Genomic DNA, 21,182 nt, shown 5'->3' on the forward strand with positions numbered 1-21,182 from the left:
TCCGATAAATATCGGCTTTTAAAGCACCATCAATCCACGATTACAAAAACAATCGATAAAAAGCCGATATCAATCGAATTAACACCACCACCTCTGTGGGAGCGAGCTTGCTCGCGATGAGGCCATTCCAGTCACAGATTTTTCGACCGAAAGACCGCTATCGCGAGCAAGCTCGCTCCCACAGGGGGAATGTGGTTACAGGCCTTCTGCGAGCACCTTCGACAGCATGTCCACGAAGAAGTCCACGCTCCGGCGCGAGGTGACCATCGGCGGTTTGATCTTGAGGATGTTCAGGTAATCGCCGGTCGGCTGCATGAAGATCCCCAGCTCACGCAAGCGATCGCACAGCGCGGTGGTTTCTTCGGTGGCCGGCTCCAGGGTTTCGCGGTTGCGGATCAGTTCGACGCCCAGGTAAAAACCGGAACCATGCACCGCACCCACTAACGGATGAATATTGATCAACGCTTCGAGGCGCTTCTTGAAATGTCCGCCAACGACCTGGGCGTTCTCCCAGAGCTTTTCCTCTTCCATCACATCCAGCACGGCCATGCCGACCTGGCAACTGACGGGGCTGCCACCGGCGGACGAGAAGAAGTAACCCTCGGCCTCGAGCGCCTCGGCGATTTCCCGGCGGGTGATGACCGCGCCCAGTGGCTGGCCGTTGCCCATGCCTTTGGCCATGGTGATGATGTCCGGCACCACGCCCTGCTCTTCGAAGCCCCAGAAGAAATCGCCCATGCGTCCGTAGCCGACCTGCACTTCATCGGCGATGCACACGCCGCCCCGGGCCCGGACCATGCCATAGACTTGTTTCAAATAGCCCGGAGGCAGCGAGATACCGCCGGCATTGCCATACACCGGTTCGCAGATGAAACCGGCCAGTTGGCGTTCCTGCCCGGCGATTTTCGCCAGGTTGTGCTCGACGCTGCGCACATAATCCGGCGCACTGTCGGGGCCACGGAATTCACCGCGATAGGTGTTTGGCGCGGTCACCGGGTGCACCCAGTCCGGGCGGCTGCTCAAGGCCTTGGGGTTGTCGGCGATCGAGGTCGACACCGAGTCTGCGCCGACCGTCCAGCCGTGATAGGCCTCCAGCACGCTGAGCATGTCACGGCCGCCGCTGTAGGCCCATGCCAGGCGAATCGCCAGGTCGTTGGCCTCGCTGCCGCTGTTGACCAGGAACACGCGGTCCATACCGTCAGGGGACAGTTTCAGCAAGCGTTCGGAGAACTCGGCCACGGCCGCGTAGTTGAAACGCGAGTTGGTGTTGAGCAACGACCACTGGCGGCTGGCGACCGCCGCCATGCGCGGATGACCGTGGCCCAATACCGCGACGTTGTTGAGCATGTCGAGGTAGGAGCGGCCTTGCATGTCAATCAGGTGGTTACGCCAGCCACGTTCGATGCGCGGCGGATCGACGTAATAGTGTTTTTGCGTGCGGGCAAAACTGGCGTCGCGCCGGGCCAGCAAGGTCGCGCCATCGAGTTCTGCTTCGGCGTCACAGGCCAGCCCCAGCAGTGCCGCAGGTGATGGGCACAACGCCTGCCAGGCAGCAGCGCGCGATGGCGTGCAGAACAACGGCACATCGATCGACGCGCCCCGGCACAACTGCACAATCAATGGCCCACTGACCGAACCCAGCACCTGGCCTTTGACCAGTGCCGCACCACTGTGCAGCGACGGCGTGACGCCCCATAGCCGCACACTCAATTGCGGGCCGTCCAGTTGCAGCACACCCGCCGACGGGTGATGCACCACGCCGGCAAACGGCGCTTCGACCGCCGTCCCCTGAGGCACGCGCAATTCGACGTGCAACGGGTAAGTGTCCGGTTCAGCGGCGCTGTCGGGCCGGGTGCGGGACAATCGGTATTGCCCGTAACGGCTGGCCGCCAAACCATGTGCCGTGGCCGCTTCATCCAGCAGGCGCTGGTCGACGCCCTCCTGCTCCCAGTTCCCGGCCTCGAAATGCGGACTGAGCACGCCCAGGTCGATCAGCGCGAACTCACGCCCCACCAGGCTCGGCAACAGTGGCGCGAAGCCTTCGCTGCCGATGGCTGGCAGGCTCTGGCCAACCGCCGTGAGGATCGCCGCTTCCATCAACGCCAACGGCACCGAGGTGGCCACGCGGAAGATTTCCCATTCATGGACCAGGTTATCGCGGCTGTAGGCATTGCCCGGATCGATGCTGACTTGCTGTTCGCCGCTGAGCACCAACACCGCCGCACGGGCGACGATCAGCGGCCACAGCGCCAGCAGCTCTTCGTGTTGTAACGGGTTGACCGCGTGATACGCCTGGACCGCCGGCAAAATGCAGAACGGATCGCCCTCGCCATGATGCAGCAGTGCGGCGCAGGTCACCGACAGATCGGTAATGCGCCAGGTGCGCACCAGGTCGCCGAAATCGATCACGCCTTGCAACTGCCAATGGCGCAGCGCATCGCGCTGCCACACCACGTTGTCGTCGGTAATGTCCATGTGAATGGCCTGCACCGGCAGCTTGTCTTCCAATGGCTGCAAATGACGCTCGGCTTGTGCGGACGCTTCGATGATCAGATTGCGCCGGGCTTCATCCTTGATCACCGGCAGCAAGTGCGCGATCAAGGCGTGGGCATGGCGGGCGTCCCATTGCAGGGTGCGCACCAGGCCCGGATGGTCGAAATCCGCCAGGGCCAGGTCCATTTCGCCGCACAGACGGCCGAAACTGGCCACCACCGTACGACTGAAATGCCCGAGGCTCGTCAAGGGCTGGCCTTCGATGTAATCGAGCAGTCGCACATGCACCGCCTGGCCACCCACCTCCAGTGACAGCAGGTCTGCACCGTTTTTTGCCGACATCACTCGCGGTACATGTACTTGCGGGTGTCCATCCAGATGCTTGAGCCCGGCGTGCTGGGCCTGCAACTCCAGCGCGGAATAATCGCCACGGCAGATTTTCAGGACGAAACGCCCCCGCTCGCTGTCGACGCGGTAGTTCAGGTCCTGCTGGCTGCCGAGGGCCTGCAGTTTGCCGCTGAACCCGTAATGTTCTTCCAGCAGCTCTAGCGCTTGCTCCGCAGACACCTGCGGGCTGGGCAAACTGGCGCGATGAATCAACGTGGCGAGCGGCATACAACGACCCCTGAAATTTTATTAGGCGCCTATATCGCCACTGCTTCGGGCGATACGCAACCCCCGCAAGCCTGTATGAGGGCAATTGTGGGAGCGGGCTTGCTCGCGAAGAGGCCGTGTCAGTCACATTCAGGTTGCCTGTCACTCCGCCTTCGTCGGAACGCCGCCCGGAGCAAGCCCGCTCCCGCAGGTTTTGTTCTGGCACTCGCCTCGAATGGCACTTTGCGCAAGAATGGCGGCCATCAAATGCCTGTTACTGGAGAAACACCATGAATGTAGTGACCACCGACCTGCCCGGTGTTCTGATCCTCGAGCCCAAGGTCTTTGGTGACGAACGTGGTTTCTTCTATGAGAGCTTCAACGCCAAGGCTTTCAAAGAAGCCACAGGTCTGGACACTCAATTCGTTCAGGACAACCACTCCCGCTCGCAAAAAGGCGTGCTGCGTGGCCTGCACTATCAACTGGAAAACACCCAGGGCAAACTGGTCCGGGTGACCGATGGTGAAGTACTCGATGTGACCGTGGACATTCGCCGCAGCTCGCCAAACTTCGGTAAATGGGTCGCCGTGCGCCTGTCTGCTGCCAACCATCGCCAACTCTGGGTACCGGAAGGCTTCGCCCACGGTTTCGTGGTGCTGAGCGACTACGCCGAGTTTCTTTATAAAACCACTGACTATTACACCCCATCCGCCGAGCGCAGCATCCGCTGGGACGATCCGGACCTGGCCATCGACTGGCAACTGGAGTCTGCGCCGTTGCTGTCCGCCAAGGATCAGGCCGCGCCACTGTTCAAGGATGCTGACGTTTTTTCCTGATTCCCCGTCCCGTTTACTACATCACTTGCCGCGCAGACTGCGCCCGCAAGCCTAGGCATAATGCGCCTGTACCCACAGGCGCATGCTGCTCATGAAACCGACTCTTCCCCCCAGACCCCGTTGGCGCAGCCTGGCCCTGCTGGCACTGTGCCTGGCGCCGTTGCTGTGGCCGCTGGAGCATCTTGCCGAGCGCTATTACCGCAGCGAACTGGCCAGTCAGAATCGTCAGACTCTCGACCTCTACGTCGCCAACCTGTTGGGTACCCTGCACCGCTATGAAGTGTTACCGCAGATCCTCGGCGACCTGCCAGCACTACGCGCGGTTCTCGGCGCACCTGACGACGGTGTCACCCAAGGCAATGCCAACCGCCTGTTGAAAAATATCGCCACCCAGACCGGTGCCGAAGTCATGTACCTGATGGATGCCACCGGCAAGACCCTGGCCGCCTCCAATTGGGACAAGCACGACAGTTTTGTCGGGCGCAATTTTTCCTTCCGGCCATATTTCAGCGAAGCCATGGCCGGCCAGCTCGGGCGCTTTTTCGGGCTGGGCACCACCTCCGCCAAGCGCGGTTACTTCTTCGCCGCCGGTGTTCGCGATGGCGAGAAAATCGTCGGCGTGCTGGTGGTCAAGGTCGACCTCGACCACACCGAAAGCCTGTGGGGCAAAACCCCGGAGCAGCTGCTGCTGACCGACCACAACGGCGTCGTCATTCTCACCTCGCGACCGGAGTGGCGATTCCGCTCGACCCGCCCGTTGAACGAGGAAGAAAGCAAAGCCATCACCGCGATTCAACCCTACCCGACCCGCGACCCAAAACCGCTGGAACTCAATCCCAATGCCTGGCTGACCCAGACCCGGCAGATTGCCGAAACCGGCTGGAATGTCAGTATCCTTGCCCCCCGTACCTTGATCGACCGCCCGGTGCGCACAGTGGTGGCCATCGGTGGTGCAACGCTGCTGGTGTTGATGCTGCTGCTCGGCCTGATGATGCAGCGTCGCCGCCATTACCTCGAACGCATTGCCTTTGAAGCCAAGGCCCGCCGCGAGCTGGAAGGCCGGGTCGCCGAACGCACCAGCGATCTCGAAGGCCTGAACCGGCGCCTGAAACAGGAAGTGCTGGAACGCGAACAGGCCCAGCAGGAGCTGGTACGCGCCCAGGATGATCTGGTGCAGGCCGGCAAATTGTCGGCACTGGGCACGATGTCGGCGAGCATCAGCCACGAACTCAACCAGCCGCTGGCAGCGATTCGCAGCTACGCGGAAAACGCCGAAGTGCTGCTCGACCACCAGCGCACCGACGATGCCCGCGGCAACCTCAAGCTGATCAGTGAATTGACCGGTCGCATGGCCTCGATCATCGCCCACTTGCGCGCCTTTGCCCGGCGCGACCGGCATGCTCCGGAAAGCGTTGCCCTGCAACCGGCGCTGGATGATGCCCTGGCCTTGCTGGCCAAGCGCCGACGCAGCATGGACGTCGAGTTGATCCGCGACTTGCCCGCCGCCACCTTGTGGGTCGAGGCCGGGGAAACCCGTTTGCGACAGGTGCTCGGCAATCTGCTGGCCAACGCCCTGGATGCCCTGACGGAAAAAGGCCCACCACGCAAACTCTGGCTAAGTGCCCAATCCACGGCCGATGGCGTCAACCTGTACATTCGCGATAATGGCCCCGGCTTTTGCATGGAGGCCCTCGGGCGTGCCAGCGAGCCGTTCTACACCACCAAGACCCGAACCCAGGGCCTCGGTTTAGGGCTGGCGATTTGCGAAACCCTGATGCGCGCCTTCGGCGGTGAACTGTCGTTCGCCAACCACAAGGAGGGCGGCGCCCTGATTACCCTGAAACTGCGCGCAGGCGCACCGGGCGTGAGCCTGCAACCGTCCGAGGACCGAAGTGCATGACCATCGACAGCCGCATTCAGGTCGTGTTGATCGACGACGATCCCCACTTGCGCCAGGCCTTGAGCCAAACGCTGGATCTGGCCGGCCTGAAAATCCTGCCGCTGGCCGAAGCCAAAGGCCTGGCCGCGCAACTTGAACGCGACTGGCCGGGCGTGGTGGTCAGTGACATCCGCATGCCTGGCATGGACGGTCTGGAACTGTTGACCGAACTGCACGCCCAGGACCCGGAATTGCCGGTGCTGCTGATCACCGGCCACGGCGATGTGCCGCTGGCGGTGCAGGCCATGCGCGCCGGGGCCTATGACTTTCTGGAAAAGCCGTTTGCCAGCGACGCCCTGCTCGACAGCGTGCGCCGTGCGTTGGCCCTGCGCCGGCTGGTGCTGGACAACCGCAGCCTGCGGCTGGCCTTGAGCGACCGCAATGAACTGAGCGCCCGCCTGGTTGGCCAATCACCTTCGATGCTGCGCCTGCGCGAGCAGATTGGCGCCCTGGCGGCGACCAGGGCCGACGTGCTGATCCTCGGCGAAACTGGCGCGGGCAAAGAAGTCGTGGCCCGGGCGCTGCACGATTTATCGAATCGTCGTAACGGACCGTTCGTGGCGATCAACGCCGGTGCCCTGGCCGAATCAGTGGTCGAAAGCGAACTGTTCGGCCACGAGCCCGGCGCCTTCACTGGCGCGCAGAAACGCCGCATCGGCAAATTCGAATTTGCCAACGGTGGCACGCTGTTCCTCGATGAAATCGAAAGCATGAGCCTGGATGTACAGGTCAAATTGCTGCGTTTGTTGCAAGAACGGGTGGTCGAACGCCTGGGCGGCAATCAGTTGATCCCGCTGGACATCCGCATCATCGCTGCCACCAAGGAAGACCTGCGGCAGGCGGCCGATCAGGGGCGTTTTCGCGCCGACTTGTATTACCGCCTTAACGTCGCACCGTTGCGGATTCCACCGTTGCGCGAACGGGGCGAAGACGCCCTGATGCTGTTCCAGCATTTTGCCGATGAAGCCAGTGCCCGCCACGGCTTGCCGCCCCATGAGCTGCAACCGGGGCAACGTGCCTTGCTGCTGCGCCACACCTGGCCCGGCAACGTGCGTGAACTGCAAAACGCCGCTGAACGTTTTGCCCTGGGCCTGGAGCTGGCACTGGACAACAGCGAGTCATCGCACGCGGCCGGAACTCCGGTGGAAATGGTCAGCGGCGGGCTGAGCGAACAAGTGGAAAATTTCGAAAAAACCCTGATCGCCGCCGAACTGGCACGTTCGCACAGTTCCGTGCGCAGCGTTGCCGAAGCGCTCGGCATTCCGCGCAAGACCCTGCACGACAAACTGCGCAAACACGGTTTGAGTTTCGCCGACAGTGGCGCCTCGGCCCACCCGGACGACCTCGACTGAGCTACCGTCCAACCATCCACTTCGAGCAAGAGGCCCCTGAATGAGCCGCGACAGTCGACAACTGGAATCCGTTCTCCATCACGACATTCCCCTCACCCGGGACATGGGCCTCACAGTGCTCGATTGGCATGACCAGCAATTGCGCCTGCACTTGCCGCTGGAAGCCAACGTCAACCACAAGAGCACCATGTTCGGCGGCAGCCTGTATTGCGGCGCGGTCCTGGCTGGCTGGGGCTGGCTGCACTTGCGCCTTAAGGAAGAAGGGATTACAGACGGGCACATCGTGATTCAGGAAGGGCAGATCAGCTATCCACTGCCGGTGACGGGCGATGCCAACGCCATTTGCCAGGCGCCGGATCCGGTGATCTGGAAGAAATTCCTGACCACGTTCCAGCGATACAGCCGAGCACGGTTGACCCTGCATACGCGGGTCGTCAATGAAGGCCGTGATGAGGATGCGGTGAGGTTTGTCGGGCAGTACGTGTTGCACCGCTGAATGTGAGGGGTGTTGTACAACCTGTGGCGAGGGGGCTTGCCCCCGTTGGAGTGCACAGCACTCCCAAGTCCAGCGTCCGCAGCGTGTCAGACACAATGAGATTGCATGTTTTTGGGGCAGCTACGCTGCCCAACGGGGGCAAGCCCCCTCGCCACAAAGTAAAGGTGAGCTCAGGAGCGTGCCAGTTCCAACAACTTGTCCCGCCACGCCGCCTTCGCCGGCAACGCCAGAAAGAACTCGTTCAACAGCGACTCCCGCGCCGGATAGCTGAACGGCTCACCGCTCAGCTCCAGTACTTCACCGCCGGCGCCTTCCAGCACACCTTGCGCCGCCGCCGTGTCCCACTGCGAAGTCGGTGCCAGGCGCGGATAGCAATCCGCCGCCCCTTCCGCCAGCAGGCAAAACTTCAGCGAACTGCCGATATTGGCCAGTTGCAGCTCGCCAAGGCTGGCGCTCAACCCGGCCAGTAAACGCTCCTGCTCCGGGCTCGAATGACGACGACTGGCCACTACGGTGAACGACTCGCCTGGCGCCGGGACATCTCGCACCTGAATCGCCATCGGCGTGCCGCCCTTATCGCCACGCCACGCGCCGAGCCCGGCACCACCGACATAGAAACGCCCGTTGGTCGGCATCGACACCACGCCAAACACCACCCGACCGTTTTCGATCAGGGCGATGTTGACGGTGAACTCTTCGCTGCCGCTGATGAACTCCTTGGTGCCATCCAGCGGATCGACCAGCCACCAGCGCTGCCATCCGGCACGCACGCTTTGGGGAATGTTGGCGTCCTCTTCGGAGAGCACCGGGATTTGCGGATCGAGCGCCGTCAGCCCGGCCAGAATCAGGTGGTGCGCGGCCAGGTCGGCAGCGGTCACCGGCGAGTCATCAGCCTTCGCCGTGACGGCCGTGCCCGTACGCCAGAACGGCAGGATCGCATCACCGGCCTGCAGGGCCAGCTCAATGACCGGTGCCATCAACGGATGCGGGAAATTCATGACTGGAACGCTCCGCGCTGGGTCAACAGATCACGGGCCAGGTACAGCGCCGCCAAGGCACGGCCTTCGGTAAAGTGCGGGTTTTGCGCCAGCGCCGAGAGTTCACGCAGATTGATCTTGTCCACCCGCATCGGCTCTGGCTCGTCGCCTTCCAGACGCTCCTCGTAGAGGTCGGTGGCCAGCACCACCTGAATCTTCTGGCTCATGTAACCGGGGGAAAGCGACAGCTCGGTCAGGTGCTCCAGTTGTCGCGCACCGAAACCGGCCTCTTCCTTGAGCTCACGCTCGGCCGCCGCCAACACGTCTTCGCCCGGTTCGATCAAGCCCTTGGGCAACGACATTTCATATTCATCCGTGCCGCCGCAATACTCCTCGACCAGCACCGCATGCTCGGCATCCAGCATCGCCACGATCATCACCGCGCCGTACCCGGCACCCTTGCCGACCAGGCGTTCATAGGTGCGCTCCACGCCGTTGGAAAAGCGCAACTTCAGCTCTTCCACGCAGAACAATCGACTGGTGGCGACAATTTCGCGGGCGAGTATGGTGGGTTTCTGGCGCATGCAAAGCTCCTTGGCGTGAACGCGCTACTATAACGCGGCTTACCCGATTGTTTACGCCAGATATCTTTCTACCGCCCGAGACTTTGCCATGCCTTCATTACCGTGGTCCGACATCGATACCGTTCTGCTGGACATGGACGGCACGCTGCTGGATCTGCATTTCGACAACCACTTCTGGATGGAGCATTTGCCCCAGCGTTACGCCGAACTGCATGGGGTCAGCCGGGCCATGGCCGAGATGGAGTTGCAGCCGTTGTTCGAGCGCAATGCCGGCCAGTTGCAGTGGTACTGCCTGGATTTCTGGAGCGCCGAATTGAAGCTGTCGGTGCGCGACCTGAAACTGGAAACCGCGCACCTGATCGCCCTGCGCCCGGATGCCGACACCTTTCTGGCAGCGATCAAACGGGCCGGCAAGCGCGTGGTGCTGATCACCAATGCCCATCGGGATGCGCTGTCGTTGAAGCTGGAAAAAATCGAACTGGCGCCCTACTTCGAACGTTTGATCAGCTCCCATGACTACGGCTTCCCCAAGGAAAACCCGCAATTCTGGGATGCGCTGCAAGCCGATATCGATTTCGATCCGACGCGCAGCCTGTTCATCGACGACACCTTGCCGATCCTGCGCAGCGCACGGGATTTTGGCGTGGCGCATTTGCTGGCCGTGCGCGAGCCGGATAGCCGCAAAGGACCGAAAGACACCGCGGAGTTTGCAGCGGTCGGGGATTATCGGGATTTGATTGCGGGGCTGTAGACCGCGTTGCCTGCTTCGCGAGCAAGCCCGCTCCCACAGGGGGAACGCATTTCAAATGTGGGAGCGGGCTTGCTCGCGAAAGCCATCACACGGTTTCACAGGTTACTCAGGAATCCGCAACGACTGCCCCGGATAGATCTTGTCCGGGTGCGCCAGCATTGGTTTGTTGGCCTCGAAGATTTTGTTGTACTTGTTGGCATCGCCGTACACGCGTTTGGAAATCGCGCTGAGGGTATCGCCCTTCACGACGGTGACAAACTTCGCGGCCACGGCCACCGGCCCGGTCACGGTAATCTGATCATCCACGCTGCCAACCCCGGCGATGTTGCCCACCGCCAGCAGGATCTTCTCCTTCTCTTCCTGGCTCGCCACTTCGCCGGTCACCGTGACCTTGTCACCATCGACCGTCGCCTGCACACCACGACCGCCGCTTGCGATTCCAACCCGACCAATGACCCCGCTTGCGATAGAATCCGCACCTTCCCGCACCCTGGAGCGAAGATGGACATCAAGCAGCTGAAATTCCTCATCGCGCTCGACGAAACCCGCCATTTCGGCCAGGCCGCCGCACGCTGCCACATCACCCAGCCGACCCTGTCCATGCGCCTGCGCAGCCTCGAAGAAGAACTCGACCTGCCACTGGTCAATCGTGGCCAGCGCTTCGAAGGCTTCACCGCGCCGGGCGAGCGGGTACTGGCCTGGGCACGCACCGTTCTGGCAGCCTACGACGGCTTGTACGCCGAAGCGGCTGCCTGTCGCGGCAATCTGGTCGGTACGTTGCGGCTGGGCGTGGTGCCGCTGTCGAGCTTCGATCCGCTGCCGCTGTTGCAACACCTGCATGCCGAGCACCCGAACCTGCGCTTCGAACTTTCGGCGTTGAGTTCGGAACAGATACTCGAGCAACTGGCGAACAATCGCCTGGATCTCGGCGTTTCGTATCTGGAGCGCCTGGACGCCGAACGCTTCGACTCGCTGAGCTTCAGTGAAACCCGCATGGGCCTGCTCTACGACCAGCGCTTTTTCACCTTTGGCAAGGCACCGCTGAGTTGGGAATCGTTGATTGAACTGCCTCTGGGCATGCTCACCAGCGGCATGCACTTTCGCCAGTCCATCGATCACAACTTCCACAGCCGGGGCCTCAACCCGCAGCCTTTGTTGCAAACGGATGCCGTCCATCAACTGTTACAAGCTGTGCACGGCGGCCTGTGCTGCGCCGTGATGCCATCGGACGGCGGCCTCGAAGGTCTGACCGATCATCTGCGCCTGCAACCGATCGAAAACGCCCAGACCCTCGGCCGGCTGGGGCTGATCATGCGTCGCAGCGCGCCACGCTCGGCTTTGGCGGAGGCCTGTTTCGCGATTTATCAGCAATCGCTGATCGGTGCCTGATCGACAGCATCTATCGGTAGATCAGTAATAGCGATTAGACGCGACAAGTTGCCGCGCCTAGTCTTAAAGCTGATCAAACCGTCGGTGATGCCATGAACACCAAGCGCCCAACCTGCGCGGCGCCTGCCCTCGAAACGCCCGCGCCTGCGGCCAGCCAGACGTACAGCTACTGCAACCTCGAGCACTCGGAATCGGCCAGCACCGCGCTGGCCGAGGAAGTGGCGCTGGCGATCGCCTACAACGGCATCAGTCAGGCCGTCATGCTGGTGACACCGACCGACCTCGAAGACTTCATCGTCGGCTTCAGCCTGGGCAGCGGCATCATCCAGGACGCCACGGACATCTATGACCTGCAGCTCAGCGGCTCGGGCCCGGCGCAATACGCGCAAGTGACCATTGCCAACCGCGCCTTCTGGAACCTCAAGCAGCAGCGTCGGCAACTGGCCGGTACCAGTGGTTGCGGGCTATGCGGCGTGGAAGCGGTCGAACAGGCTTTGCCGGACCTTCAGGTATTGCCCGGTGCCCCGTTGCCGCCGGTCGAATGGCTTGTTGGCCTGCGCGAGCGCATCGGCGCCTTCCAGCCCTTGGGCCAGCATTGCGGCGCGGTGCATGCGGCAGTGTTCATGAATGACAAGGGCGAGTTGCTGCTGGGCCGCGAAGACATCGGTCGGCACAACGCCCTCGACAAGCTGATCGGTGGACTTGTCCGCCAGAACATCCCGACCGCGGGCGGCCTGGCGATTGTCACCAGCCGCTGCAGCCTCGAATTGATCCAGAAAGTCTTGCGCGCCGGTATCCAGACCCTGGTCAGCCTGTCGTCGCCCACGGGCCTTGCCGTGCAATGGGCCCGTCGCCATAACCTCAACCTCATCCATCTGCCACAGAAGAATGCGCCGCGGGTCTACAGCCCAACGTTGGAGAATCAAGCGTGAGTCAACACCGTCAAGCCGACCAGAAACCTGTCCCTCGCTACAAGCCCTACAAAGGCCCGGCCGGTGGCTGGGGCGCACTGATCAGCGTGGCCCAGGCCTGGTTGACCAGCGACAACGCACTGAAAAACCTGCGCATGATGCTCAAGACCAACAAGAGCGGCGGCTTCGACTGTCCCGGTTGCGCCTGGGGTGACTCTCAGGAAGGCGGCATGGTGATGTTCTGCGAGAACGGCGCCAAAGCGGTGAACTGGGAAGCGACCAAACGCCGTGTCGACGCCGGGTTCTTCGCCAAACACAGCGTCACCGCGCTGCTGGAACAAAGCGACTACTGGCTCGAGTATCAGGGCCGCCTGACCGAGCCGATGAGCTACGACGCCGAAACCGATCGCTACAAACCGATCAGCTGGGACGATGCCTTCGCGCTGATCGCCAAACACCTGAACGGCTTGTCGAGCCCGGATCAGGCCGAGTTCTACACGTCGGGGCGGGCCAGCAACGAAGCGGCTTTTCTCTATCAGCTGTTCGTGCGCGCCTATGGCACCAACAACTTCCCTGACTGCTCGAACATGTGTCACGAGGCCAGCGGCGTCGCGTTGTCGCAAAGCGTCGGTGTCGGCAAAGGTACGGTGACGTTCGACGACTTCGAACACGCCGATGCGATTTTCGTTTGGGGCCAGAACCCCGGCACCAACCACCCGCGCATGCTCGAACCGCTGCGTGAAGCGGTGAAACGCGGCGCTCAAGTGGTGTGCATCAACCCGCTCAAGGAGCGCGGCCTGGAACGTTTCCAGCACCCGCAGCATGCGATCGAAATGCTTACCAACGGCGACAAGCCGACCAACACTGCGTTCTTCCGCCCAGCCCTGGGCGGTGACATGGCGATCATGCGCGGCATGGCGAAATTTCTCTTGCTGTGGGAGCGCGACGCACAGAAAACCGGTGCGCCGGCGGTGTTCGACCATGACTTCCTCAATGAGCACAGCGCCAATGTGCTGGAGTACCTGGCGGTCATCGACGACACCCCATGGGAGCAGATCGTCGAACAGTCGGGCCTGACGCTGGTAGAGATCGAACAAGCGGCGCGCATGTACGCCAAGAGCAAGAACGTCATCATGTGCTGGGCCATGGGCATCACCCAGCATCGCCATTCGGTGGCGAGCATCCAGGAAATCACCAACCTGATGATGCTGCGCGGCAACATTGGTCGGCCCGGCGCCGGACTATGCCCGGTACGCGGCCACAGTAACGTGCAAGGCGACCGGACCATGGGTATCAACGAGCGCCCACCCGTGGCTTTCCTCGATGCACTGGAGCGCCGCTTCCAGTTCAAGGTGCCACGCCACAACGGGCACAACGTAGTCGAGGCCATTCATGCGATGGCTGAAGGCCGGGCGAAAGTCTTCATCGGCCTCGGCGGCAACTTCGCTCAAGCCACGCCGGACAGCCCGCGCACCTTCCAGGCGTTGCAAAACTGCGACCTGACCGTGCAGATCAGCACCAAGCTCAACCGCAGCCATCTGACCCACGGCAAGGACGCGCTGATTCTGCCGTGCCTGGGCCGCACCGACATCGATATCCAGACCGAAGGCCCGCAAGCGGTGACCGTCGAAGATTCGTTCAGCATGGTCCATGCCTCCAACGGTCAGTTGCAGGCGTTGTCGAACCAGATGCGTTCGGAACCGGCGATCCTGGCCGGCATCGCCGCCGCAACCCTGGGCAACCATCCCGTGGACTGGAACTGGCTGGTGGCCGATTACGGCCGCATCCGCGACCTGATCGCCGAGACCATTCCGGGCTTCAAGCACTTCAACGAGAAAATCAAGAGCCCCGGTGGGTTCTATCTGGGCAGCAGCGCCGGCGCACGCAAGTGGAACACCGCCTCGGGCCGAGCCAATTTCCGCCCGAATGTGCTGCCAAAAGACCTCGTGCACGAACGCACCCGCGCCACTGGTGTGCTGCCGGACCTGATCATGCAATCAATGCGTTCCCACGATCAGTACAACACCACCATCTATGGCCTCAACGACCGTTATCGCGGCGTGAAAGGTCAGCGTGACGTGTTGTTCGTCAACGAAGCCGACATCATTCGCCTGGGCTTCAGACCGGGGCAGAAGACGGACATCGTTTCGCTCTGGGACGATGGCATTGAACGTCGGGTAAAAGGCTTCACGTTGCTGGCGTTCGATATCCCGGCCGGGCAAGCGGCGGCCTACTACCCGGAAGTGAATCCGCTGGTGCCGCTGGAAAGCACCGGCGATGGCAGCCATACGCCAACGTCGAAATTTGTGGCGATTCGTTTGGAAGCGGCGAGTGAGACCGGGTTGATCATGGCCAGGTCTGCGTAACACTTCGCCTGAGCCGACCTCTTCGCGAGCAAGCCCGCATTGAATCTCTACCGTACACAAACTTTGTGTTCGCTGAGGATCAAATGTGGGAGCGGGCTTGCTCGCGAATGCGGTAGATCAAGCAACAAATTTTCCGGATCCAGCACTTTCCAATCGCCCACAAAAAAGGCCGTTTTCTCATGAAAACGGCCTTTGCGAAGTAGTAACAGACCGGCAAAAAAACGTTAAGTTCCGCCCAAAAAACAGCAACTTGCAATATTGTATACAGGTCGTGTTATTCGTCGGATTTCGATTGTCACGCCTATTCCAGAGCCTCAGGATCGCGCCGTCATCCCCTTGAGGTTCCTCCATGAAGTTCTCCTCGATTCTCTTGTTGTCCCTTGGCCTGGTCAGCGGTATTGCGTCTGCTGGCGGCACCACCGAAGCCGGTGTAGGCGGCGCATTGGGCGGGGTTTTGGGCTCGGTCGTCGGCCAGTCGTTAGGCGGCAATACAGGTTCCACCATCGGCGCGGCCCTGGGCGGCGCAGGTGGTAGTGCCGTCGGCGCAAACAAACACAGCCGTGGTGAAGCAGCCCTTGGCGGTGCGTTGGGCGCAGCAGGCGGTAACGTGGTCGGTCGCAGCATGGGCGGCACCAGCGGCAGCCTGATCGGCGCCGCAGCAGGCGGCGGCGCCGGTGGCGCGCTGGGTAACTACATGGGCAAAGACTACGATGATGAAGACGGCGGTCATCGCTCGTATCGCGACCATGATGATCGTCGTTACTACCGTGACGGCCATCCGGGTCGCGGCCATGCCTATGGCCATCGCAAGCACCACCACAGGTACTACCGCGACTAAGGCCTCGAGCGCCTCGCCGGTGAGTACATCAAAAATCGCAGCCCAAGGGCTGCGATTTTTTTTGCCTTACTGAACCACCAGACACTCCAGCGCTCCGCGCAACCCTGCTGGAATCGCCACAGGTTGATTCGACACCCGATCGACAAACACATGCACGAAGCGCCCCGCCGCACAGGCTTCGTCTTCCCCTTGCTTGAACACGGCCAGTTCGTATTGCACCGAGCTGTTGCCCAACTTGCCCACCCGCAGACCGATCTCGATGCGATCCGGGAAGGCAATCGAAGCAAAGTAATCACAAGCCGAGCTCACCACGAACCCCACCACCTCACCGTCATGGATATCCAGGCCGCCGACTTCGATCAGGTAGGTATTCACTGCCGTATCGAAGAAGCTGTAGTAGGTAACGTTGTTGACGTGACCGTAGGCGTCGTTGTCGTGCCAGCGGGTGGTGATGGGCTGGAAGTGGGGGTAGTCGGTGCGTTGGGGCATCAGCGTTGGTTCCTGAGTAGGTTCGCCAGTCTAAGGCGAAAACCGCGTTATCGTTCTTCGCGAGCAAGCCCGCTCCCACATTTGATCTTCGGCGAGCACAGATTGTGTGTACGACCGATATTCAATGTGTGAGCGGGCTTGCTCGCGAAGGCGCCCTTACAGGCACCCCGTCAATCAATGGTCGGCAAACCCCTTGCCGGCCGCCGCCAGCTCACCAATCAACCGCGCCGGTTTCCAGTGATCGCCCTGACGCGTCTCAAGGTCCATCAAGCGCCGATGAATATCCGCCAACCCTTGCTGATCGGCCCAGGCCATCGGCCCGCCCTTGTCCGCCGGGAAACCGTAGCCATTGAGATAAACCAGATCGATGTCATGAGCTGACCCGGCAATACCCTCCTGAAGGATCTTCGCGCCCTCGTTGACCAATGCCAGCAAGCAGCGCTCCAGAATTTCTTCCGGGCCGATCTCGCGACGCTGGAACCCCAGCCCTTGGCTGACGGCCAGCACCAATGCATCCACCTGCGGATCATGTTCGGCCTGGCGACTGCCCGGCTCATAGTGGTAATAACCATTGCCACTCTTCTGGCCAAAACGCTCCATTTCGCACAGTCGGTTATCCACCTGAACTTCCGGCGCATCCTGCCCGACACCGGACAGTTGCCGGGCGCGCCACTGCAGGTCGACGCCGACCACGTCGAACATGCGGAACGGCCCCATGGCGAAACCGAAGCCTTGCAGTGCCGCATCCACTTGATAGGGATAAGCCCCCTCCAGCAGCATTTTGCGCGCCTCCAACACGTAGGTATTGAGCATGCGATTGCCAATGAAGCCGTCGCAATTACCCGCCACCACACTGACCTTGCCCATGCGCTTGCCCAACGCCAGTGCAGCCTCGATGACTGCCGGTGCAGTCTGGGCACCGCGGACGATTTCCAGCAATTTCATAATGTGCGCCGGGCTGAAGAAGTGCAGCCCCAGAACCTGTTGCGGCCGGCGTGTGACCGCAGCAATGGCGTCGATATCCAGCGCCGAAGTATTGCTGGCCAGAATGGCTTCGGGTTTGAGCAGGCCATCGAGCTCGCGGAAGATTTTCTGCTTGAGTTCAAGGTTTTCGTACACCGCTTCGATGACCAGGTCGACATCGCGGATGGCCGTAAAACCTTCTGCCGCCGTAACACGCGCGACACGGGCATCGGCTTCGCGCTGGTCAATCCGGCCCTGGCGCACGTTATGGGCGTAGGTGTCCGCCACGGTGGCCAGCGCTTGCTCCAGCATTTGCGGGTTATTGTCGACCCACTGCACGGCCACTCCGGCGTTGGCCAGGCACATGACAATGCCACGGCCCATGGTGCCCGCGCCGATGACGGCGGCGCGCTGAATATTCGACGGTGTCTGGCTCATGTTGTGTTCTCTTGTTGGCGATCCAAAGACAGCCACCACCTTAGTCAGCCAGTGGATTTTTTTGAAATTTATTCCTGTGATGAGCAACATTCAGCGGATGGATGTGCCCCCAAATCTCTGTGGGAGCGGGCTTGCTCGCGAAGGCGATCCATCAATTGGCAGTGATGGTGACTGACCCACCGCTTTCGCGAGCGAGCCCGCTCCCACAAAGACCACGGTTCAGCCGGCCAGATGTTGCTCGGCCCACCCCCGCACCGCGGCATACGGATAATCTTCCAGCGCCGCAAACCCCGAAATCGACCGTGCCTTGAGTTTTGTGAACAGCGGTACGCTGATCCCGCACAGAAACCGTGTCACTCGCTCAGCCGAGGGCACGTTGCCTGTGTGCTGCTCGTGCCTGTGGATAAAATCGCCACATAGCGTCCCGAAGTTTTTATCCACAAGCGCCGGCAACTCCGGTGGTGCAGGCAACCGAGCCACTTGCCCGTGACACACCGAACAATGCCCGCATTGCTGCGGTGCATTGTGGTCGCCGAAATACTCGGCCAGGCGATAACCCAGGCAATGGTCGGTGGCGAACAGATCCAGCATGGCGTGAATCCGCGCAATCTCGGTTTGTTCATGTCGAGTGAAATACCCGTGCAATTCTTCACTCAACGCAACACTGTCGAAACCACTTTGCAGCACGCTGTAGACCTCGGTCATCTGCTTGCTTTCCAGCTCCACCCAACCCTTTTCCTGAAAGTAATCCAGCGCCTTGACCACCCGACTACGCTCGGCCTGGTGCTGCCCGTACAACGCCTCGAAATTCACCGTGGCCCAGGTCCGTGCACGGCTGGAGGTCTGGATAATCGCAGCGACGAAATCCCTACGCTCGCCTTCGAAACGCGCCAACAGCGCTTCGGGTTCCTGTAAATACTTGAAGCGGTACTCGGCGTAATACGCGTAGCGCGGGGCGATCAACCCGCGCAATTCGAGTTGTACCAGCAAGGTCTTGAGCGGCAACTGACGAATGTTGCTTTGATCCGCCAACGGCCCCAGAAGGAACTCCCATTGTCCTTCGGGTGCGACGGCGTGTATCTCGTCGAGCACACTGCGGATGCCGTCCAGCTCGGGCGTGTCGCCGTAGACGAAGTTCTCCAGCACATTGAGGCTGTCGCGGTTGGCCAATACCAGGCAGTCCGACGGCTGACCGTCACGCCCGGCGCGGCCGATTTCCTGGCTGTAGTTTTCGATGGATTTGGGCAGGTCGAAATGCACCACGTTGCGGATGTCACTCTTGTCGATGCCCATGCCGAAAGCGATGGTGGCGACAATGCAGTTGGACTGCCCGCCCATGAAACGCTTCTGGATACCTTCGCGCTGATCGTGGGGTAAACCGGCGTGATAGGCCTCGGCTTGAATACCGTTGCGGTTCAGGTGTTCGGCGATGTGTTCGGCGGTTTTCTGCAAAGTGACGTAGACGATGCTCGGCTGGCCGGGTCGCTCGCTCATCCATTCGACGAGACGTCGGCGCTTGTCCTGGCCGCGCACCGGCTCCACCAGCAAATTGAGGTTGGGTCGATAGAAACCGGTGGTCACCACATCGTCCGCGGCGATGGCGAATTTCGTCTGCATATCCGCAATGACTTTGGGTGTCGCCGTAGCGGTCAGCAGCAACACCTGCGGGATGTTGAACTGGCGTTGGTAGTCGGGAAGCTTGAGGTAATCCGGGCGGAAGTTGTGGCCCCATTCCGAGATACAGTGCGCCTCGTCCACCACCAGCAGCGAGATCGGTACTTGCTGCAGGAAATGGCGGAAACGCTCGTTCTTCAGACGCTCCACGGAAATCATCAGAATCTTCAACTCGCCGGATTTGGCGCGAGCCATGACGTCGCTGGCGTCATCGCGGCTTTGCGCCGAATCGATACTGCCAGCGGCAATGCCGTGGCGCTGCAGGAACGCCAACTGATCCTGCATCAGCGCCAGCAACGGCGAGACCACCAGCGTCAGGTGTGGCAGCAGCACTGCCGGTAACTGATAACAGAGGGATTTGCCGGAGCCGGTAGGGAAAATCGCCGCCGCCGAACGCCCGGCCAGCACGGCACTGACGGCGGCTTCCTGACCGGGTCGAAACTGTGGATAACCGAAAACCTGTTCCAGGGTGTTGTGCATAAGCTGTCACTCCGTTGACCGCTGCGATGAGCAAAGCCTAGCCGGCGATGGCAGCGCGTCGAGAAAAGGTCGGGGGCAAAACGATACGGGATGATACAGCGGATGGGCGACTGTCAGATCGCCTTCGCGGGCAAGCCCGCTCCCACACCGATCCATGTCGTCCACAGACCTGAGTACGACGCAAAAAACTGTGGGAGCGGGCTTGCTCGCGAAGAGGCCGGCACAATCACCTCAAACCCGAAATACCCCACAATTTCTGAAGCACTGTTTACCTGGATTTGCTGCACAAAAACTGACAACTCTGTAGGCGTTTTTACCTTCAGCCGTTTCGTCGCCCATCCCCCAGACAATGCGTAGTCCCCGTCCTCAGAGCACGATAAACACCCTACAAAACCTGTCCATCTCAGCCGTCTTGTCCCACTACGCCACGCCCTCCTATAGTTGCCGGCGCGGCTGAAAACAGTGTCTCGGCCTGCCGGAAACACTTGCCGATTTCGCACAGGACCCACCTGGATGGACAACCCCGACTCTCTGACAAATCGCTATCACCCGCTCAAATCCCGCTACAGCGAAACCCCGGTGCTGGTCATCGATACCGAGGCCGACCCTTTCGAAATCCTCGACGCCGCCCGACAACGCATCCGCGCCGCCAGCGACCTGCTCGAAACCCTTTATTGCACGTGTTTCAAACAAGCCGAAGCGAGCGACATCCCCAAGATCGTCAGCGCCCTGTACCTGCTGACCCAGGACGGCAACGACCTGCTCGACATCGCCCGGCAGCGCTTGCCGAAACACGTCGCTTGCCCCACCACAACTCCCTGTGGGAGCGGGCTTGCTCGCGAAAAACGATAACGCGGTAAACCCGATGAAAAACAAAACTCCCGATACCCAAGAGCCGCTCGAACAAGCAGCCTACGACGCATGGTTCAAAGCCCAAGTACAAGCCGGCCTAGACGATTCCCGTCCCTGCACTCCAAATGAAGAAGCCAAACGCTTGATGGCAATCAAACGCGAAAAATTGTGCAAGAGATAAACCCGTCAGCAACGCCCTATCAAAGCTTCGGCAAGGTCCTACAAAAGAAGACACCTTGTCGCCTATCGCCAACCAGTGACCCAAACCTATAGTCCGGACTGTCGCTGCCAAATCAGCGACTCGGGCTTGGTCACCTGAAAAGAGAGAATTCATCATCCCAACTGAATAGAGGTGTTCTTCAGTGACCACATTAAATCCATTTCCGAAACGCTACCGCCCGCTCGAAACCAACCTCACCGACACCCCGGCCCTGATCATCGACACAGAGGCCAACCCCCAAGACATTCTCGAAGCCGCCCTCCAGCGCATCCGGGCCTCCAGCGACCTGCTGCAAACCCTGCACTGCCAATGCTTCAAGCACGGCGACCTCGAAGACATCCCCCACATCACCCACGCCCTCTACCTGCTGACCCAGGACGGCTGCGACCTGCTCAAAGTCGCCCAGCAACGCATGCTTAACTGGAGAGCCCCGGCCTGACGTCGACTGAAGATCAGTTCCCATGTTCTGCGTGGGAACGATCAAAACAACGAGATTGGCTCCAAAGGACAAAATGCATGGAAAGCCGCCATCGAGCGCAG

Annotated in this window: 18 protein-coding genes and 1 pseudogene; 12 read left to right on the forward strand and 7 right to left on the reverse strand. The window is 61.0% G+C overall.

The window, feature by feature from the left end; genetic code table 11:
• Positions 1-195: 195 nt before the first annotated feature.
• Positions 196-3,108 carry an aminotransferase gene (locus ABIA48_RS13580; RefSeq protein ID WP_429489251.1) on the reverse strand — a complete coding sequence of 971 codons (2,913 nt, stop codon included), beginning with the start codon at positions 3,106-3,108 and terminating at the stop codon, positions 196-198.
• Positions 3,109-3,377: 269 nt separating this feature from the next.
• Between ABIA48_RS13580 and rfbC the strand changes: the two genes are divergently transcribed.
• From rfbC to ABIA48_RS13600, 4 genes are all read left to right on the forward strand, one after another.
• Positions 3,378-3,923 (forward strand): dTDP-4-dehydrorhamnose 3,5-epimerase, encoded by a 546-nt coding sequence (gene rfbC, locus ABIA48_RS13585; protein ID WP_204934873.1) that lies wholly within the window; start codon positions 3,378-3,380, stop codon positions 3,921-3,923.
• A 91-nt stretch (positions 3,924-4,014) separates the two neighbouring features.
• Positions 4,015-5,823: a sensor histidine kinase gene (locus tag ABIA48_RS13590; RefSeq protein WP_429489253.1), complete on the forward strand. Its 1,809-nt coding sequence runs from the start codon at positions 4,015-4,017 to the stop codon at positions 5,821-5,823.
• Complete coding sequence (locus ABIA48_RS13595) at positions 5,820-7,214, forward strand: sigma-54-dependent transcriptional regulator (RefSeq protein ID WP_007983199.1); 1,395 nt, start codon at positions 5,820-5,822, stop codon at positions 7,212-7,214. Before ABIA48_RS13590 ends, ABIA48_RS13595 begins: the two co-directional genes overlap by 4 nt.
• Before the next feature lie 40 nt (positions 7,215-7,254).
• Positions 7,255-7,710, forward strand: coding sequence for a YiiD C-terminal domain-containing protein (locus tag ABIA48_RS13600; protein ID WP_007983197.1), 456 nt, complete (start codon positions 7,255-7,257; stop codon positions 7,708-7,710).
• A gap of 170 nt (positions 7,711-7,880) precedes the next feature.
• On the opposite strand, the gene cysQ is transcribed toward ABIA48_RS13600, so the two are convergent.
• A complete protein-coding gene (cysQ, locus tag ABIA48_RS13605; protein ID WP_429489256.1) occupies positions 7,881-8,708 on the reverse strand; it encodes a 3'(2'),5'-bisphosphate nucleotidase CysQ in 828 nt (275 codons plus the stop codon).
• Positions 8,705-9,271: an ADP compounds hydrolase NudE gene (gene nudE, locus ABIA48_RS13610; protein WP_429489258.1), complete on the reverse strand. Its 567-nt coding sequence runs from the start codon at positions 9,269-9,271 to the stop codon at positions 8,705-8,707. Before nudE ends, cysQ begins: the two co-directional genes overlap by 4 nt.
• Before the next feature lie 88 nt (positions 9,272-9,359).
• Between nudE and yrfG the strand changes: the two genes are divergently transcribed.
• Positions 9,360-10,022 (forward strand): GMP/IMP nucleotidase, encoded by a 663-nt coding sequence (gene yrfG / locus ABIA48_RS13615; protein ID WP_429489260.1) that lies wholly within the window; start codon positions 9,360-9,362, stop codon positions 10,020-10,022.
• 102 nt (positions 10,023-10,124) lie between these two features.
• Here the strand turns inward: yrfG and lysM are convergent.
• Positions 10,125-10,445, reverse strand: a pseudogene (lysM, locus tag ABIA48_RS13620) (peptidoglycan-binding protein LysM); the annotation flags it as partial.
• Positions 10,446-10,523: 78 nt separating this feature from the next.
• Here lysM and ABIA48_RS13625 point away from each other — a divergent pair.
• The 4 genes from ABIA48_RS13625 to ABIA48_RS13640 all read left to right on the forward strand — a co-directional run bounded on the left by ABIA48_RS13625 (position 10,524) and on the right by ABIA48_RS13640 (position 15,526).
• Positions 10,524-11,411, forward strand: a complete 888-nt coding sequence (locus ABIA48_RS13625; RefSeq protein WP_429489262.1) for a LysR family transcriptional regulator — start codon at positions 10,524-10,526, stop codon at positions 11,409-11,411.
• Between the two features lie 92 nt (positions 11,412-11,503).
• Positions 11,504-12,343, forward strand: coding sequence for a formate dehydrogenase accessory sulfurtransferase FdhD (fdhD, locus tag ABIA48_RS13630; RefSeq protein ID WP_429489264.1), 840 nt, complete (start codon positions 11,504-11,506; stop codon positions 12,341-12,343).
• Entirely contained in the window at positions 12,340-14,688 is a 2,349-nt protein-coding gene (locus ABIA48_RS13635; protein ID WP_429489266.1) for an FdhF/YdeP family oxidoreductase, read from the forward strand. Before fdhD ends, ABIA48_RS13635 begins: the two co-directional genes overlap by 4 nt.
• 349 nt (positions 14,689-15,037) lie before the next feature.
• The gene (locus tag ABIA48_RS13640; RefSeq protein WP_429489268.1) at positions 15,038-15,526 is read left to right on the forward strand and encodes a glycine zipper domain-containing protein; all 489 of its coding nucleotides are present in this window, start codon (positions 15,038-15,040) and stop codon (positions 15,524-15,526) included.
• A 66-nt stretch (positions 15,527-15,592) separates the two neighbouring features.
• On the opposite strand, the gene ABIA48_RS13645 is transcribed toward ABIA48_RS13640, so the two are convergent.
• The 3 genes from ABIA48_RS13645 to ABIA48_RS13655 form a co-directional block, all read right to left on the reverse strand.
• Complete coding sequence (locus ABIA48_RS13645) at positions 15,593-16,015, reverse strand: acyl-CoA thioesterase (RefSeq protein WP_429489270.1); 423 nt, start codon at positions 16,013-16,015, stop codon at positions 15,593-15,595.
• Between the two features lie 174 nt (positions 16,016-16,189).
• Positions 16,190-17,416: a 3-hydroxyacyl-CoA dehydrogenase NAD-binding domain-containing protein gene (locus tag ABIA48_RS13650; RefSeq protein WP_429489272.1), complete on the reverse strand. Its 1,227-nt coding sequence runs from the start codon at positions 17,414-17,416 to the stop codon at positions 16,190-16,192.
• A gap of 219 nt (positions 17,417-17,635) precedes the next feature.
• The gene (locus tag ABIA48_RS13655) at positions 17,636-19,570 is read right to left on the reverse strand and encodes a RecQ family ATP-dependent DNA helicase (RefSeq protein WP_429489274.1); all 1,935 of its coding nucleotides are present in this window, start codon (positions 19,568-19,570) and stop codon (positions 17,636-17,638) included.
• Positions 19,571-20,083: 513 nt separating this feature from the next.
• Between ABIA48_RS13655 and ABIA48_RS13660 the strand changes: the two genes are divergently transcribed.
• From ABIA48_RS13660 to ABIA48_RS13670, 3 genes are all read left to right on the forward strand, one after another.
• Positions 20,084-20,422: a hypothetical protein gene (locus ABIA48_RS13660; RefSeq protein WP_429489276.1), complete on the forward strand. Its 339-nt coding sequence runs from the start codon at positions 20,084-20,086 to the stop codon at positions 20,420-20,422.
• Between the two features lie 13 nt (positions 20,423-20,435).
• The gene (locus ABIA48_RS13665; RefSeq protein WP_429489278.1) at positions 20,436-20,603 is read left to right on the forward strand and encodes a hypothetical protein; all 168 of its coding nucleotides are present in this window, start codon (positions 20,436-20,438) and stop codon (positions 20,601-20,603) included.
• Positions 20,604-20,784: 181 nt separating this feature from the next.
• Positions 20,785-21,081 (forward strand): hypothetical protein, encoded by a 297-nt coding sequence (locus ABIA48_RS13670; protein WP_429489280.1) that lies wholly within the window; start codon positions 20,785-20,787, stop codon positions 21,079-21,081.
• Positions 21,082-21,182: the final 101 nt, after the last annotated feature.

This window comes from Pseudomonas sp. S30_BP2TU TE3576 (assembly GCF_050436025.1).
Taxonomy (GTDB): Bacteria; Pseudomonadota; Gammaproteobacteria; order Pseudomonadales; family Pseudomonadaceae; genus Aquipseudomonas.

Bases quoted from the DNA above. Each gene is read 5' to 3' on its own strand.
- ABIA48_RS13580 (WP_429489251.1), bottom strand. From the start codon at position 3,108: ATGCCGCTCGCCACGTTGATTCATCGCGCCAGTTTGCCCAGCCCGCAG.
- rfbC (WP_204934873.1), top strand. From the start codon at position 3,378: ATGAATGTAGTGACCACCGACCTGCCCGGTGTTCTGATCCTCGAGCCC.
- ABIA48_RS13590 (WP_429489253.1), top strand. From the start codon at position 4,015: ATGAAACCGACTCTTCCCCCCAGACCCCGTTGGCGCAGCCTGGCCCTG.
- ABIA48_RS13595 (WP_007983199.1), top strand. From the start codon at position 5,820: ATGACCATCGACAGCCGCATTCAGGTCGTGTTGATCGACGACGATCCC.
- ABIA48_RS13600 (WP_007983197.1), top strand. From the start codon at position 7,255: ATGAGCCGCGACAGTCGACAACTGGAATCCGTTCTCCATCACGACATT.
- cysQ (WP_429489256.1), bottom strand. From the start codon at position 8,708: ATGAATTTCCCGCATCCGTTGATGGCACCGGTCATTGAGCTGGCCCTG.
- nudE (WP_429489258.1), bottom strand. From the start codon at position 9,271: ATGCGCCAGAAACCCACCATACTCGCCCGCGAAATTGTCGCCACCAGT.
- yrfG (WP_429489260.1), top strand. From the start codon at position 9,360: ATGCCTTCATTACCGTGGTCCGACATCGATACCGTTCTGCTGGACATG.
- ABIA48_RS13625 (WP_429489262.1), top strand. From the start codon at position 10,524: ATGGACATCAAGCAGCTGAAATTCCTCATCGCGCTCGACGAAACCCGC.
- fdhD (WP_429489264.1), top strand. From the start codon at position 11,504: ATGAACACCAAGCGCCCAACCTGCGCGGCGCCTGCCCTCGAAACGCCC.
- ABIA48_RS13640 (WP_429489268.1), top strand. From the start codon at position 15,038: ATGAAGTTCTCCTCGATTCTCTTGTTGTCCCTTGGCCTGGTCAGCGGT.
- ABIA48_RS13645 (WP_429489270.1), bottom strand. From the start codon at position 16,015: ATGCCCCAACGCACCGACTACCCCCACTTCCAGCCCATCACCACCCGC.
- ABIA48_RS13650 (WP_429489272.1), bottom strand. From the start codon at position 17,416: ATGAGCCAGACACCGTCGAATATTCAGCGCGCCGCCGTCATCGGCGCG.
- ABIA48_RS13655 (WP_429489274.1), bottom strand. From the start codon at position 19,570: ATGCACAACACCCTGGAACAGGTTTTCGGTTATCCACAGTTTCGACCC.
- ABIA48_RS13660 (WP_429489276.1), top strand. From the start codon at position 20,084: ATGGACAACCCCGACTCTCTGACAAATCGCTATCACCCGCTCAAATCC.
- ABIA48_RS13665 (WP_429489278.1), top strand. From the start codon at position 20,436: ATGAAAAACAAAACTCCCGATACCCAAGAGCCGCTCGAACAAGCAGCC.